This window comes from Rhizobium sp. BK049, assembly GCF_014193135.1.
GTDB lineage: Bacteria > Pseudomonadota > Alphaproteobacteria > Rhizobiales > Rhizobiaceae > Rhizobium.
In genome coordinates this window covers 1-15,059 of the sequence record NZ_JACHYV010000021.1, presented here as the reverse complement: position 1 = coordinate 15,059, position 15,059 = coordinate 1, and the positions used below count along the sequence as shown (strand labels likewise).

The 15,059-nt window shown below is 63.2% G+C and carries 15 protein-coding genes; 8 read left to right on the top strand and 7 right to left on the bottom strand.

Features of this window, described 5'->3' with window-relative positions:
• Nucleotides 1-102 precede the first annotated feature (102 nt).
• Both FHT70_RS20745 and FHT70_RS20740 read left to right on the top strand, forming a co-directional pair.
• Nucleotides 103-477, top strand: coding sequence for a GFA family protein (locus tag FHT70_RS20745; protein ID WP_085780906.1), 375 nt, complete (start codon nt 103-105; stop codon nt 475-477).
• Nucleotides 426-1,361, top strand: a complete 936-nt coding sequence (locus tag FHT70_RS20740) for an alpha/beta hydrolase (protein WP_183704499.1) — start codon at nt 426-428, stop codon at nt 1,359-1,361. Before FHT70_RS20745 ends, FHT70_RS20740 begins: the two co-directional genes overlap by 52 nt.
• Here FHT70_RS20740 and FHT70_RS20735 read toward each other — a convergent pair.
• Nucleotides 1,337-2,110, bottom strand: coding sequence for a polysaccharide deacetylase family protein (locus FHT70_RS20735; RefSeq protein ID WP_183704497.1), 774 nt, complete (start codon nt 2,108-2,110; stop codon nt 1,337-1,339). The genes FHT70_RS20740 and FHT70_RS20735 overlap by 25 nt on opposite strands.
• Before the next feature lie 4 nt (nt 2,111-2,114).
• Nucleotides 2,115-3,197: a glycosyltransferase family 4 protein gene (locus tag FHT70_RS20730; protein ID WP_183704495.1), complete on the bottom strand. Its 1,083-nt coding sequence runs from the start codon at nt 3,195-3,197 to the stop codon at nt 2,115-2,117.
• Here FHT70_RS20730 and FHT70_RS20725 point away from each other — a divergent pair.
• From FHT70_RS20725 to FHT70_RS20710, 4 genes are all read left to right on the top strand, one after another.
• Nucleotides 3,196-3,459, top strand: coding sequence for a hypothetical protein (locus tag FHT70_RS20725; protein ID WP_183704493.1), 264 nt, complete (start codon nt 3,196-3,198; stop codon nt 3,457-3,459). The two genes, FHT70_RS20730 and FHT70_RS20725, sit on opposite strands and share 2 nt — an antisense overlap.
• A complete protein-coding gene (locus FHT70_RS20720; RefSeq protein ID WP_183704491.1) occupies nt 3,456-5,171 on the top strand; it encodes an adenylate/guanylate cyclase domain-containing protein in 1,716 nt (571 codons plus the stop codon). The genes FHT70_RS20725 and FHT70_RS20720 overlap by 4 nt, the downstream gene beginning before the upstream one ends.
• Complete coding sequence (locus FHT70_RS20715) at nt 5,171-6,049, top strand: FkbM family methyltransferase (RefSeq protein ID WP_183704489.1); 879 nt, start codon at nt 5,171-5,173, stop codon at nt 6,047-6,049. The genes FHT70_RS20720 and FHT70_RS20715 overlap by 1 nt, the downstream gene beginning before the upstream one ends.
• Nucleotides 6,050-6,241: 192 nt before the next feature.
• Complete coding sequence (locus FHT70_RS20710) at nt 6,242-8,155, top strand: adenylate/guanylate cyclase domain-containing protein (RefSeq protein ID WP_183704487.1); 1,914 nt, start codon at nt 6,242-6,244, stop codon at nt 8,153-8,155.
• Between the two features lie 40 nt (nt 8,156-8,195).
• Here FHT70_RS20710 and FHT70_RS20705 read toward each other — a convergent pair whose 3' ends face one another.
• Entirely contained in the window at nt 8,196-9,101 is a 906-nt protein-coding gene (locus tag FHT70_RS20705) for an NAD(P)/FAD-dependent oxidoreductase (protein ID WP_183704485.1), read from the bottom strand.
• A gap of 131 nt (nt 9,102-9,232) precedes the next feature.
• On the opposite strand from FHT70_RS20705, the gene FHT70_RS20700 reads away from it, so the two are divergent.
• Nucleotides 9,233-9,688: an Rrf2 family transcriptional regulator gene (locus FHT70_RS20700; protein ID WP_183704483.1), complete on the top strand. Its 456-nt coding sequence runs from the start codon at nt 9,233-9,235 to the stop codon at nt 9,686-9,688.
• A 17-nt stretch (nt 9,689-9,705) separates the two neighbouring features.
• Here FHT70_RS20700 and FHT70_RS20695 read toward each other — a convergent pair whose 3' ends face one another.
• Both FHT70_RS20695 and FHT70_RS20690 read right to left on the bottom strand, forming a co-directional pair.
• Nucleotides 9,706-10,206 (bottom strand): GFA family protein, encoded by a 501-nt coding sequence (locus FHT70_RS20695; RefSeq protein WP_183704481.1) that lies wholly within the window; start codon nt 10,204-10,206, stop codon nt 9,706-9,708.
• 40 nt (nt 10,207-10,246) lie between these two features.
• Nucleotides 10,247-10,726, bottom strand: a complete 480-nt coding sequence (locus tag FHT70_RS20690; RefSeq protein WP_097598810.1) for a class I SAM-dependent methyltransferase — start codon at nt 10,724-10,726, stop codon at nt 10,247-10,249.
• A 124-nt stretch (nt 10,727-10,850) separates the two neighbouring features.
• Here FHT70_RS20690 and FHT70_RS20685 point away from each other — a divergent pair, with 124 nt between their 5' ends.
• A complete protein-coding gene (locus FHT70_RS20685) occupies nt 10,851-12,026 on the top strand; it encodes a DUF3095 domain-containing protein (RefSeq protein ID WP_097598942.1) in 1,176 nt (391 codons plus the stop codon).
• Here FHT70_RS20685 and FHT70_RS20680 read toward each other — a convergent pair.
• Together FHT70_RS20680 and FHT70_RS20675 are read right to left on the bottom strand one after the other, a co-directional pair.
• The gene (locus tag FHT70_RS20680; protein ID WP_183704479.1) at nt 12,016-13,353 is read right to left on the bottom strand and encodes a nucleotide sugar dehydrogenase; all 1,338 of its coding nucleotides are present in this window, start codon (nt 13,351-13,353) and stop codon (nt 12,016-12,018) included. The genes FHT70_RS20685 and FHT70_RS20680 overlap by 11 nt on opposite strands.
• A gap of 197 nt (nt 13,354-13,550) precedes the next feature.
• A partial coding sequence (locus FHT70_RS20675; protein WP_183704477.1) for a BID domain-containing protein occupies nt 13,551-15,059 on the bottom strand: 1,509 nt, incomplete at its 5' end.

Below are 15,059 nucleotides of genomic sequence, written 5' to 3'. Positions count from 1 at the left end.
GGCGCACGCTGGCGCCGGCCCGTTCGCACTTGCTGACGGAACAGATGCCGGGTCCGACCGTTTCCCCGGCAGCGCAAGATCGATGAAAACGGGGTATCAGCCATGACCGTGCTCTCCGGACAATGCCTTTGCGGGCAGGTGAAACTTTCTGTTCGTGGCGAACCGTTGCGCGTCGGCATTTGTCACTGTACCGACTGCCGAAAGGAAAGCGGTTCGGCCTTTACCTTTTACGGCGTCTGGCCCGCCGGCCAATTTGAACATTCCGGCGAAACCGGCGAATTCCACGGCCGGCGCTTCTGCACCGGATGCGGTTCGCGGCTGTTTTCCGCCGATGACCAGGAGGCGGAAATCAAGCTCGGCATCCTCTCGCAGGCGCCGACGCCGCTGGCGCCGCGCTACGAACTCTGGATCAAACGCCGCGAGGCATGGCTGCGGCCCGTGGAGGGCGCCGAGCAGTACCAGGAGGACCGAACGTGAATCTGGCCACGCTCGTCCGACATCACATCACCACCATTGCAGGTATCGAGATTTTTTACCGTGAGGCGGGCCCGAAGGAGGCGCCGGTACTGCTGCTGCCGCACGGCTATCCCTGCTCGTCTTACGAGTTTCGTAATCTCATGCCGCGCCTTGCCGACCGCTGGCGCCTGATCGCCCCGGATTTCCCCGGCGCGGGCTACAGCGGCACACCCGACGATTTCGACTACAGCTTCGATGGTTATGCCGCCTGGCTGGAAGCGTTCATCGGCGCGCTCGATGTCGACCGTTTCGCCCTCTATCTCCACGATTTCGGCTCACCGATCGGAGCGCGGCTGGCAATCAGAAACCCGAGCCGCATCGTGGCGCTGATCATCCAGAATGGCGATATTCCCTATGAGGATGCACTCGGCCCGAAATATGCCGATATCGAGGCGACGTGGGCGCTGCCGCGCGCGGAGATGAGGAAAGCGCTGGCGCAAGCGATCAACGAGGAGACCTTCCGGGAGGAATTCCTCAACGACCTGCCGCCGCCCCTGGCCGACACAATCCCGCCGGATCTCTGGCGGCTGCACTGGTCGCTGGTCACGCCGCGGCGCAAGGAAATCGCTATCGACCTGATCGCCGGATTGAAGGAGAACCTCGCCTGGTTCCCTGAGCACCGGAAATATCTCAGAGAGTACCGGCCGCCGACCCTGATTGTCTGGGGGCCAAACGACCACTATATGCCGGAAAAGTCGGCACGCGCCTATCTCCGAGATCTGCCGGAGGCCGAACTGCATCTGCTCGACGGCGGGCATTGGCTGCTCGAGACGCATCTGAATGAGGTCACAGAACTGGTGCGGGACTTCCTCGGGCGCGTTCACGCAGTCTGCTCGATAGCCTGATCTTGCAGGAGCTCTGGCGCCGACGACCAAGAGACGGCAGGGTGGTGGGCCGTCACCGCAAACAAGTCCGACAGGAAATCCCAGGCGGCCGCATCATGAACCAGATGGTGGCTGAGCACGCCAATGGGCTCGTCATTGCCGGCAAACCGGTCGCGGAGTTCGGCAACCAGTTCGGCCACCAGTTCCTCCGCGCTGCGGCCGCCGCGCGTGCCGTGCCAATCGATGATATCGACATGGGTGTTGAGAAGCGGGATCGGCCCGCCCTCTTTTGCCCGCCCGTAGACCGAGAGCGCCGCAAAGCCGACTTCGGGCAATGCCGGGATGAGCGCGGCGCCGATCCGGTTCCACGGCGGCACCAGCACCGGCAGGAAGCGGGCGGGATGGAGCCGCTTCAGGCGCTGCAATCCTTCACGCAACTCGCTGAGCACCACCTCGGGCGGCCGTTCGCCGCCGAGTTCCTGCTTCTTGCGCTCAGGGGCGGCGTGGTTGGTGTGCGACCAGCCATGCACAGCGACAGCGACGCCCGCTTCCGTCGCCAGCCGCGCAGCCAAGTCCTCGCCGGTCCGGCCGGGAATAACGGCAAGGGTCAACGGAATCCCGTTCTCGGCGGTCAGCGCCAGCAGCCGCTCCAGATCGGGCGTCGGCTCGACGGCGTCGTCGTCGCGCAGCCAGAATCGCGCCACGCGGCCGGCGGCTCGCCAGCGGTCGAGCTCCCGGCGCAGCGGTTCCCAGCTCATCCCTTGGCTCATCATCTCACTCCTGTTCCTGCGCCTTGCGCAAAATCTCGTCCAGAACGCGGGCAGCTACCGCGAGCGAGCGCTCCTCGAGCACGAAGCGCCGCGCTGCCTGCCCCATCGCATCGCGTTTCCGCCCGTCGCCGAGCAGGGCCGCGATGGCCCCGGCATAGGCGGCGACATCGCCCTCCGGCGTCAGCAGGCCGGTGACGCCGGCCTCGACCACGGCGGGCACGCCCGCCGTTTGCTGCGCCACGACAGGTAGGCCGGCGGCCTGGGCTTCGAGATAGGCAAGGCCATAGGCCTCGCCGCAGCCGGGCCAGACATAAATGCCGCCACGCGCGAGCAGGCCGGCGATCTCGGTTTCGCTCCGCTCGCCCAGCCATTCGATGCGGCCGGGAAAGCCGGCAAACAGCCCCTCCACCTCCCGGCGCATCGGCCCGTCGCCGATGACCGAAAGGGTCCATGGCTTGTTTTCAATCAGCCGCAATGCTTTTGCGAGCATCGCGTAGCTTTCCATCTTGTCGCCGGCCCGCATCATCGCGACGGTCATCAGCCGGCCGGGATCGGGCGCCGGACGCACCGCCTCGAACAGCGCCGAATCGATGAACGGCTTGAGAGCCGCAAGCCGCGCCTGCGGAAAGGCGGCTGATAGTCCGGCCCGATCACGCTCGGTGAAGCTGATATTGACCGCCGCCTGCATGACCGCCTCCCCCACGCGCTTCTGCCGGTCGGCCCAATCCGTCCGGTCGCGTTTTGCTGCATAGGAGGCTTCGGCGGTGACATAGGGAATAGCCAATTCGGCGGCGATCGCCGGCCCGAAGGGATCGGGCGATCTATAATAGGGATGATAGCAGAACCAGAGATCCGGCCGCGGATCTTTTTGCCATTTCTCCCGCAAACGCGCCATTTCGGCGGAGATGGCGGGTGCGAGCGCCGCGGCCGCCTCAGGCGTCGGGGCATGAGTGCGAAATTCGGAGACGACCTCGACCTGATGCCCGGCACGCTCCAATGCCCGGATCAGCAGCCGCGCCATCAGCCGGTCGCCCGAAGGCACCGGGTGGTTCGGCGATTTCATCGGCGCATAGAAGGCGACCCGCATGCGCATCCCTCGCATAGACACACTGTTTCCAATCGGCATTCACAAGCGAATCATTAACCAGATCAGGCGCATGCAGCACGCGGTCGCGTTGAACCCTCCCATGGTGTGCGGCATCGTGACCGGCGGCGAAAAAATCCCTTATTGCCGCCTTCCCGAAAACTTGCGCATAAGCATATGCAATGTGATCGCAATGGAAGCAATTCCGCCTCTTTCCCCATCTCTATGGGCCTGCGATTGCATCGACAAGAACGGGAATGAATGACGACGGCCTCGGTCACAGGGATTTTTTCGGAGCGCTCGATCAGAAGGGCAAGGCTCGGTTCGGGGCTGGTTATTTTCGTCTTCGTTCTCTTGCATTTGTCGAACCATGCACTCGGACTCGTTTCGATCGCCGCGGCCGATAAGGCCCGCCATCTTTTCCTGGCAATCTGGCGCAATCCCGCCGGCACCGTCCTGTTTTACGGATCAGTCCTCGTCCATATGACCCTGGTGCTGCGCGCCATCTACATCAGGCGCAGCCTGGTCATGCCGAAGGGGGAAGCAGCCCAGATGGTGCTCGGCCTGCTGATCCCGCTGCTTCTGATCGATCACGTCATCGGCACCCGCATTGCCCATGAACTCTATGGCTATATCGACAATTACGAGACGATCGTCGGCATGTTATGGCTGCGGACGCCGGCGACGGGCGTGCGCCAGGCATTCGGCCTGATCGCGGTGTGGATCCACGGCTGCATCGGCATCCATTACTGGCTGCGTTACCGCCCCTGGTACGGCGGTTTCGCACCGCTGCTGCTGGCGCTGGCGATCCTTGCGCCGGTGCTGTCGCTGCTCGGTTTCGTCGAAATGGGCCGCACGCTTGCCGACCCCACCTATCAACTGACCTCCATCGAGCCTTACGCAACGACCGTGAATTCCCACTATGTCTCCGACCCCGAGATCCGCAGCCAGATCGCCATGGTTCGCGCCGGGCTCTATGGCGCCTTCTCGGCCTCGCTGATCATCGTCGTTGCCGCTCGCACACAGCGCAGGCTGAAGGAGCGTCTCGATCAGGTCGCGGTGCACTATCCGGGCGGCGAAGTGATCCGCGTGCCGCGTGGGTTCACGGTGCTGGAGGCGAGCCGGCTCGGCGGTCTGCCGCATTATTCGGTCTGCGGCGGCAAGGGCCAGTGCTCCACCTGCCGGGTACAGATTCTTGGTGATTACCAGACGCTGCCGCCGCCCGACAAGCTGGAACAGACGACACTGAAACGCATCAATGCCGGCCCTGATGTCCGCCTCGCCTGCCAGCTTCGGCCGAATACCGATGTCTCGGTCGCGCCCCTTCTCGTGCCGGCCGTCGAGGCGGCTCTTCCCGCCAACAGCCAGGAGACGAGCCCCGGCCGCGAGCGTGAAATCGTCGTGCTCTTCGTCGATATCCGTCATTTCACGACGCTGACGGAAACGCGCCTGCCCTTCGACGTCGTCTTCCTGCTGAACCGCTATTTCGCCATCATCGGCAAGGCGGTGGAGCAGGCGGGCGGCCGGCTCGACAAATTCATCGGCGACGGCGCCATGGCGCTCTTCGGCCTCAACGCCGCGCCGGAGGAGGCCTGCCGCCAAGCGCTCGACGCGGCGGCGGCAATCAACATCGGGATCGAGAAACTCGCCGCCGAACTGGCCGAAGAGCTGACGCTGCCGCTGCGGATCGCCATCGGCATCCACACCGGCCCGGCCGTCATCGGCACGATGGGCTATGGCCGGGTGCGCAGCATGACGGCGATTGGAGATACGGTGAACGTCGCGAGCCGACTGGAAAGTGCGGCCAAGGAATTCGACGCGGCGATCGTCTTCTCCGAGCCGGTGGCCAGGCTTGCCGGCGCCGATCTTGACGACATCCAAAGCCGTGAAATCAGCGTGCGCGGCCGCGCCCTGCCCTTGAAAGTCTATGTCGTTCCGAGAGAGAAAGCGGCAGAACCGCTCAAAGGAAAAGCCTGATGCACGGCAAGCCCTGGCTCACCGCCAAATATTGGAGCCGCCGGTTGCGCAAGGCGCGCAATAGAGTCGCCTCGCGCTTCTTCGACACCCGCCTCGGCCGCCGGCTGCTGATCGAGAATATCGGCCCGCGCGTCGTCTCGATGACGGTCGATGCCGGTGATCATCTGATGACCTTCTCGCCTTCCGACTATATCGGCCGCAAGGTCTTCCGGAAGGGCCATTTCGAGCGCGACGCCGTCGACCGGTTGATCGCCATCCTGCGCGAGCGCGGCCTGCTCAGGAAGGATGCGACGCTGCTCGAGATCGGCGGCAATATTGGCACCCAGACGGTTTATTTCGCCTTGAGCGGCACCTATGCCAAGATCGTCAGCGTCGAGCCCGATCCGCGCAATTTCCCGCTGCTTGAACTCAACATCCGCCAAAACCGGCTGGAAGAGAAGGTCCGTCTCGTCAACTGCGCCGCCGGCGAGCACGCAGGCGAGATCGATTTTTTTCTTAACCTCAACAATCACGGCAAGAGCAGCGCCGTCCGCCAGAGCCCGACCGACCAGAAGATCAGCGTGCCGGTGATGCCGGTCTCCGAAATCCTCGCCGGCCTCTCGATCGACCCAGCCGCAATCGGCCTCGTCTGGATGGATATCGAAGGCTATGAGCCGGTCGCCTGCCGCTCGATGCAGCCGCTGCTTGCCCGCCGCGTGCCGCTTCATATGGAATTCACACCGCTGTTCTACGGTGCGGAGGGCACGAAGGCCTTCATAGCGATGCTCTCAGGATTCTACGAGGACTGTCTCGTGCTCTTCGAGCACCGCGAGGAAGAGATCAAGGTTCGGGATCTGCCTGGCGATATCGATCAGTACAACATATTGTTTTTGCCCTAGGCTCTGCCGGACACGATCACTGGCGCCGTGCCGCGGACGTCCGTGTTGCCCCCGGGGGCGTGAGCCCAGGACCGTCTTGTGCAAACCCGAAAAAAGCGGTTAGCTGCACAGTTGGGGGCACTTTTTAAGCACAGTCAGACGAGCTTCGGGCGTTAGATGCGCTGAGAGGTGTCCGCATTCGAGGGAAGTCTCGTGCGCTGGTCCAAACCGCTCAGAGTGCATCTCGGTGTCCTGGTCGTCGCATCGCTGCTTTGCACGTCGATGCCGATTATCTGGTTGGCGTTCAGACAGGGAAGCAATGCTGCCGTGAGTGCCGGCGCGCAGCAGATGCGCGAGATGAGCCTGCGGCTGATCGAGGGATATCGCCACACGCTGGAGGGAGGCTACGAGGCGGTGGCGCTGGCATCCACCCTGCCGCAGCTCGTTTTGCCGCCGCCTCAGGATATCAAGGCGAAACAGGACCTCTTTCTCGAGGTTCTGCGAAATGTCCCCGAGGCAACGAGCATCTATACCGGATACCCTGACGGCTCGTACTTGCAGGTCATCAACGCTGGAAGGAGGGATGTCCGCCAGACCCTCGCGGCGCCTGACGAAGCGGCTTTCGCGATCAGAACGATCGCCGGGCGACAAAGCGCGAACGTCATATCGACGCTTGGCTTTCTCGACGGCAAGGCAAGACTGATCGGCGCACGGGATGTCGACGACGCGTCTTTCGATCCGCGGCAACGCCCGTGGTATCAATCGGTCGTTCAGGACGGCGCCCCGGTCTCCGTCGGCCCCTATGTGACCGGAACGCTCAAGGTGCCGACGCTGACGATCGCGGCACCGATGAAGGACGATGGGCGGGTGGTCGTCGGCATCAACGTTCACCTGCAGACCATCGGCCGCCTGCTGGATGCACAGAGTATTTCGCCGCATGCCCGAGCCTATGTCATCGACGGTAGCGGCAATCTCGTTGCTCATTCCGACCCTGATATCATGAGCAGGATCATCGCAATATGGTCGAGAACCTCAGGCGCCTTCGCCATAACGGCAAACGCCTTCGATACCAGTCTCGAAACGATTGTCCGGCTGCGGCAGGATCCTGCCTTCGCAAACGGCGGCCTGGCGCGGATCGAACTTGATGGTGCAAGCTATCTTGTCCAGATCGCCCCGGTCAGCGTGTCCGGCCTGTTCCGGGGAAGCACGGCCGCAATCGTCGTGCCGCTCGACGACCTCGTTGCCGAGGCCAACCGGCTGCTCGTGCGCAATCTCCTGATTGCCGGCATCCTGTTGATTGCGGGTGTTGCGGCATCGGTGGTCCTGTCGCGCATGGTCAGCCGCTCTCTATACCGCCTCGCTGACGAGGCGCGCATGATTGGCGATCTCGAGGTCAGCGAGAAGGCCCTGTCGCACTCCTGGATAACGGAAATCAACACATTGGCGAGCGCGCTCTCGGCAAGCCGTCACGCCATCGGCCAGTTTGCCCTCTATGTTCCGCGTGAAGTGGTCCGCCGCATCGTCAGCCCTGACGGGCGAACGGTCGTCAAGGCGAAGCGGCAGGACGTGACCGTGCTGTTTACCGATATCAGGGACTTCACGACCATATCGGAGCAGAATTCGCCCGAGGACGTGGTCGATACGCTATCGGCCTATTTCGAGCTGCTGAACACCATTGCCGAGAGTCATGACGGCACAGTCGTCCAATATCTCGGCGACTCCATTTTCGTCATGTGGAATGCCCCTGTTCAAGATGGCGGGCATATCGAACACGGCTGTCGATGCGCGCTTGCCATGAAAGCCGCCGTCGACGAACTCAACGGGAAAAACCGGGCGCATGGCCGCCCCGAACTCTTCACGCGGTTCGGCCTCCATACGGGCCCCGCCGTCGTCGGCAGTTTCGGAGCGATCTCGCGCCAGCAATATACGGCCATGGGCGATACGATCAACGTCGCCTCCCGGCTGGAGGGATTGAACAAGGAATACGGCACCTCGATCCTGGTGAGCGCCGCCATCCATAACGCCGTCGGCGACCGCTTCCAGTTTCGGCCGCTGGGTCTGGTGCAGGTGAAGGGACGGGCTGAAAAGGTTGATCTTTGGGAGCTGGTTGGGGATCCCAGGTGCTAGGTGTTGGCGCGCCTCTCCCATCTCCCACCGTCGCATGCACCTATCCGGCGGGCGGCATCACCAGCGACTGATGGCAATGCACGCCGGCGAGCACGCCGGAGGCGGAGGCGAGCGTGCCGCTGTGCATGGAGCTCGCGGCATCGCCGGCGGCGAAGACGCCTTTGACGCTGGTCTCCTTGTTTTCGCCGATGCGGATGACCGGTCCGAAGGCACCGTCGTCGAAGGCGCAGCCGAGCTGTTCGGCGATGGGGCTCGCCATCGCCGTCTTCGGCGCGACGAAGATGGCGTCGAGCGGAACGGTACGGCCATCAGCGAGACGCACCGCCTCGAGTTTCGGACTATCGCCCAACAGTTCCACGATCGGGCTGCGTTCGATGCGTACCCCACGGGCCGTCAGCCGCGCCAGCTGTTCTTCATCGGGCTCGAACAGAGCCTGGCTGAAGAAGGTCGTCGCACCCCAGTCGGGGATCATCATGGCTGAATGCGCCGAATGCGGATGGTTTGCGAGGACGCCGAGTTCGCCGCCGCTCACCTCATAACCGTGGCAATAGGGGCAGTGCAGCGCCGAGCGTCCCCAGCGCTCGCTGAGACCGGGGATGTCAGGCAAAGTGTCGCTCACACCGGTTGCAAGAATCAGGCGGGCAGCGCGTTCTTCGCCGGCGCCTTCGACGGTGACGACGAATTCCTCACCCTCCTTCTCGGCGTGGACAACTTTGCCGTCGCGCAGGGTGATGTTCGGATAAAGCGAAAGCTGCCTCTTCCCCTCGCCCATGATCGCCGCCGGCGCCTGCCCGTCCTGGCCGAGAAAACCGTGCGAGGCCTGCGAAAACCGATTTCGCGGTGCGCCAGCATCGATGAGCAGAACCCGCCGGCGCGCCCGGGTGAGCTGCATGGCTGCCGACAGGCCGGCAAAATTGCCGCCGATGACGATGACTTCGTAGGACATGCGATCACTCCTGGACATTGTCTGTCATGAATCAACATAAGTTACATGAAACACCGCCGTCAAGGCTCATGTCACTTGTCTTGTTACAAATTGCTTGCGATAATGCCGCGCTCGATCGACAGGATAGAACCATGCGCAACGACAGCCGCCTTTCCCGCATGCTGCACGTGCTGATCCACATGGATCGGCATGAACATGCGGCAACCTCCGAGGTGATTGCAAAGATGCTCAACACCAATCCCGTCGTCGTGCGCCGCACCATGGCCGGCCTTCGCGACCAGGGCTATGTGCGTTCGGAAAAAGGCCATGGCGGCGGCTGGACACTGGTGCGGCCCTTGTCCGAGATCACCCTGCTCGACGTCTACAACGCGCTTGGCGACCCCCACCTCTTCGCCATCGGCCCCGCCGATGATCAGCCCAAATGTCTGGTCGAGCAGGCGGTGAATAGTGCGCTGGCCGATGCGATGAAGGAGGCAGAAGCGCTGCTTCTGAGGCGGCTGGGCAGCGTGACGCTGGAGGAAATCACGGCTGACTTCGAGACAAAACTGAAGGCGCGCTCGGCCGCGGCTTATTCCTGTGCCTCGTGAGCGGAAGCTCCTAGGGCTCAGCCGTCACGCCCCCTCACCGTCCACGAGGCGGTATCGCGATCGGGGTGCTGGTTGTTGCTTTCCCTGATCGCCGCAGCCCAGTCAGCGCCGTTGGTTTCGGTCGCGCCGGTATTTTCTATGTCCGTGATCGTGTCGAACCATGCCACCATGTTTTCGGTACAGGTATTGGCATGCGGCGGGAAGGCGTTCGGATGGTCGAGCGAACCGATCATCAGGTTGGTGCGACCGTTTTCCAGGTGATGGAAGAACAATGGCGTGCCGCAATTGGCGCAGAAGCCGCGCTCGACAAGCTCCGAACTCTTCCAGACGCTCGGCTTGCCACGTGTCCAGGTGAGCGCATCATCGGGCGCGGCGACGAGCGCAGCAAAGATGTTGCCGGAAGCCTTCTGGCACATGCGGCAATGGCAAAGATGCGAATTGTCGAACATGGCGGTTGCGTGGTAGCGCACGGCGCCGCACTGACAGCCGCCGCTGACTTCCATCTCGATGCGTTCCATTTTTCTCCTCCTTCAAAGACGGGTGGGGCTTCCTCTCCCCTCACATGCGCCGATACAGAAAATACCGCCCTTCCTTGATTCCCTCCGGCAGCGGCAGCTCCGTGAGCTCCGGATGCTCCAGCGGCAGGCCGCTGACGGCGATGCCGTTCGGGGCGAGCACGCCGGCTATCAGCTGTGGCAGCCAGGTCAGCGTCACCGCATCGATCTCGTCATGGCCGGTGCCGATATCGGCGTGGGCGAGGGCTGCGCCGATGCCGAGGAAGGCCTGACCGGAATCGCGGATGTTGCCGGTCACCATATCTTGCGGCTCTGGGGTCGAGGCCGAATAGGAGCGGACTTCCCAGTCGAAGGCGATGATGCGCCGGTCGGGGAATTTTTCGCGCAGGTGATCATAGGTGCGGCCGTTGCCGAGGCCGAACTCCAGCACCGGGCCTTCGATGTCCTCGACCAGATCGGTGATTGCGTTCAGAATGTCGCGTTGGGCCGTCAACCGGCGAATGAAGCTGTCGAGGCGGCTCATCGCAATCCGAATCCGTGATGAAAATCGTGAGCGCGTGCTAACACATGAAACCTTGTCAAGTCGATTGCCATAGATGGGAATTGGCGTTGCAGCAGCGATATGGGTCTGTGCTATGGTCAATGACATGACAACCGGGACCGACGAAGAATTCTTTGCGAGCGTGCCGCGCTTCAGCGCCTTCGAGGGCGTGACCGATGCCGGCAATTACCGGCCGCTGCCGGAGGGATGGGTGCTGGCGCTTGCCGATATCGTCGGTTCGACGCAGGCGATTGCCGGCGGTCGCTACAAGGACGTCAACATGGCCGGCGCCAGCGTCATTTCGGCGGTGCTGAATGCAGTCGGCAAGGGCGACTATCCCTTCGTCTTCGGCGGCGATGGCGCGCTGATCGCGCTGCCGGGTTCGCTGGAGAAGGCGGCGCGGGATGCACTCGCCGCCGTGCAGGTCTGGGTCGAGGAGGATCTCGGCCTGATGCTGCGCATCGCTATCGTGCCGGTCGCCGATACCCGCGCGGAGGGCCTCGACGTGCGCGTCGCGCGCTATTCCGCAAGCCCGCATGTCACCTATGCGATGTTCTGGGGCGGCGGCACAAGCTGGGCGGAACGACAGATGAAGCTCGGCCGTTACGGCGTCGAGCGCGCCGCGCCGGGCACGCGGCCGGATCTCACCGGCCTGTCCTGCCGCTGGAGCCCGATTGCGGCGGAGAATGGCGAGATCGTCTCGATCATCGCCGTGCCCGGCGAAGGCCGGCCGGGCGAAGAATTCCGCGATCTCGTCAACGGCATCGTCGCCATCACCGCCGAGCAGAACCGCGGCAGCCATCCGGTGCCGGCCGACGGCCCGAAATTCGCCTTCTCGCTGAAAGGCATCAATCGCGAGGCCAAGGCCACCGCGCCCGCGGGAAGACGGCTGTGGCAGAAGTTGATCATCTTCCTGCAGCTCGCCATCATCCTCGCGTGCTACAGGCTCGGCCTTCCACTCGGACGCTTTGATGCCCGCCGCTACAAGCGCGACGTCGCCGGCAATTCCGATTTCCGCAAGTTCGACGACGGGCTGAAGATGACGGTCGACGTCGACGCCGGCCGCTTGAAACGGATCGAGACGCTGCTGGAAGACGCGCGGGCCAAGGGCATCGCTCGCTACGGCCTGCATCGGCAATCCTCGGCGCTGATGACCTGCTTCGTGCCGACGCCGATCTCGCGCGACCACATGCATTTCATCGACGGGGCGTCAGGCGGCTATGCGGTGGCCGCCAGCCGGATGACCGGCAAATCGCTTTCGGCCGTTTCCGTCACGCCTTGACGACGTGATCGGCCGAGAGGCCGAGCCGGTCGAAGACATTGCGGGTATCGACGATCAGAGCAGCAGTTTTGGCGAGCGCCGCATAATCCACACTGTCATGATCGGTCGCGACCAGCACTGCGTCATAGCCGCTCAAGGTCTCCGGCGTCAGCGTGACCGATCTGCGGCCTTTCAGGGCCTGATATTCGCGCGTCGGCGGGATTTCGGCGACGAAGGGATCGTGGTAATCGGCGCGGCCGCCGCGCTCCTCGATGATTTCAATCAGCCGCAGCGACGGGCTCTCTCTGATATCGGCGACGTTCTTCTTATAGGCGAGGCCCAGCACCAGCACACGGCTGCGGCTCAGCGCCTTGCCGGCGCGCATGTCGAGCGCTTCGGCTAGTTTGCCGACGACATAGCGCGGCATTGCCGAATTGATCTCGCCGGCAAGCTCGATGAAGCGGGTCGGCAACTCGTATTCGCGCGATTTCCAGGTGAGGTAGAAGGGATCGATTGGGATGCAATGGCCGCCGAGGCCGGGGCCGGGATAGAAGGGCATATAGCCGAAGGGCTTGGTCTTGGCCGCCTCGATCACTTCCCAGACGTCGATGCCCATGGCCGCATAGACGGTCTTCAGCTCGTTGACGAGGGCGATGTTGACCGAACGGAAGATGTTTTCGGTGAGCTTGACGGCCTCGGCCGTCGCATTCGAGGAAACCGGAACGACGGTCGAAACGGCAGCGCCATAGAAGGATTTCATCAAGGCCAGCGCTTCCGGTCCGTCGCCGGCGACGACCTTGGGAATGGTGGCGGTGTGATAATTCTGGTTGCCGGGATCCTCGCGCTCCGGCGAGAAGCCGACGAAGAAATCCGCCCCGGATTTCAACCCGGTGCCTTCGAGAATGACCTTGACGATATCGTCGGTGGTTCCGGGATAGGTGGTCGATTCCAGAGCGACGAGCTGGCCGGGACGCAGATGTTCTGCGATCGATCGCGAGGTCGCCTCGACGAAGGAAAGGTCGGGGTCGCGATGTTTGGTTAGCGGCGTCGGCACGCAGATGATGATGACATCGCATTCGGCAAGGCCGGCGAAATCCGTCGTCGCCTGGAACCGCCCCACCTCGATCTCGGCGGCAAGCGCCTCGTTGCTGACGGCGTCGATATAGGAACGGCGCGCCGCGAGCGCCACCATCTTTAAGGGGTCGATGTCGAGGCCGGTGACCACAAAACCGCTGCGCGCCACGGCGATCGCCAGCGGCAGGCCGACATAACCGAGCCCGATGATGCCGGCACGCGCCGTGCGGGTTTCGATCTTCTGCAGAAGCGTGTCGAAGGTTGAGGTGGCCAAGGCAGGATCTTTCAAACGGGAAATTCAGGAAGCTGATCTAATGCATGATGGTGGGAAATTAAACCGCCTCCACTTCTGCTTGGGAATAAAGTAAACATCTGAGCACAGAGGAGACCACCACGTCCCGGCGAAATTGCCTCAACGTGTCGACCGACAGCGGCGCATGAACGCCAAGCAATGCGGTTGTTCAGCGATCTTTAAAGATCAATCCCCCGTCCGCGGTTGACGCCTCGCTGACGCCGTTCCGAGAGGATCTGCTGACTACTCTGCGCGCGGACCGTCTGCTGCAGGACCTTCAGCCTCTCCTGCATCGCCGCAAAGGCATGGCGCTGCGCCGCTGGCACATGGTTGATGAGATCCTTGTCGCCGCGGATGATGGCGTTGCGCCCGAAGCGCTCGTCGAGCGCCTTGCTGATGTCATCGAACTCCCGGCGGATGTTCGCGTCGAGTGGGGCGACCGATGCGTTTTGCCGATGGCTTCTGTTCCTCGCCTCCTCTGCCAGTCGTGTGAGCGCCTCTTCCGCCTCTTTCGACAGGCCGGGAATAGCAACCGCCATGCGCCGGCGCTCGTCGATAATGGCGTGGCGCTCCGCATCGAAGAGATTGGCATAGGCAGAGCCGAGAGAACGCAGGCGCGCGGCTGCCTCCGGCACGGCCTGCACCGCATCTTTGCGCTCCCGCCCGGAAGCCAGCATCTTGTCCATCAGACGATCCGAACCGCGCAACGCGCCATAAGCAGCCGGATCATTGGTCACAGCGGCAGCGATGCGCTCGGCGGCGAACCCTTTGACAATCAGTTCCTCGATCTTGCCGACGGCTCCGGCCGGATCGCGCCAGATCGTCCTTGCCGCGTCCGCCAGTGCCGTACGCTGCTGACGGTAAAGGGGAGCCGAGAGAGTTCGCGATCGCGCCTCGTCGTCGACTGCTGTCTTGAACTCGGTGACAGCGGCAAGCATGGGCAGCACAGTCGCATTCTCCTTGCCGGGCTTCTTTCCTAACTCGCTGCTCGTCACCGCACTGGCCGCCGCGACGATCTTCGAGCGGTCCTGACGTTCGGCCAGATGCTGCGCCTCGGCAAAACGCTTGACGGCTTCGAACAGGTGGATCAGCTTCTCGCGCTCGCCGACCATCAGATCGTTCGGCATGCGCTCGGCCATATTACGTTCGCCAACCGCATCCGCCTTTGCGGTGAAGGCGCTCCAGCCGAAGCGCGCAGACAATGCTTCGCTGACCGCCTTGATCTCCTGCACGACCGTGTGGTCCTTCGCGGCAAGCGCAAAGGCGGTCTTATAAGCATCGTCCCCGCCCCTGTTGCGCACCGCCTCGATCTCCATGAGACGCGCCATGGCGCCTTCGGAGAGTGCCGGGACCGACAATGACATATGCGCGCGACGCGCCTGCTCACGGATCTTGAACCGTTCGGCGTTCCTGCGGAACTCGCTCGCATGGGCGCGGGCCAGGGGAAGCAATTCTGTCACAGCCGCCAAGGCGACAATACGCTCCTCACGCGCCGCGCGTCCGTCGACGATGAGCTCGGAACCTCGCAGGCGGCCAAGCCGATCGGCGCTCGCGGCAAGATCGTCGGCGAGCCTGCGGGGTTCGATGCCGGCATCTGAAGCAAGCGCATTCAGGGCGACAAGTGCGCCATCCGGATCACGATAGATCTTCTCCAGCACCGGTCGCAGGAGGGTTTCCCGATCCTTCCA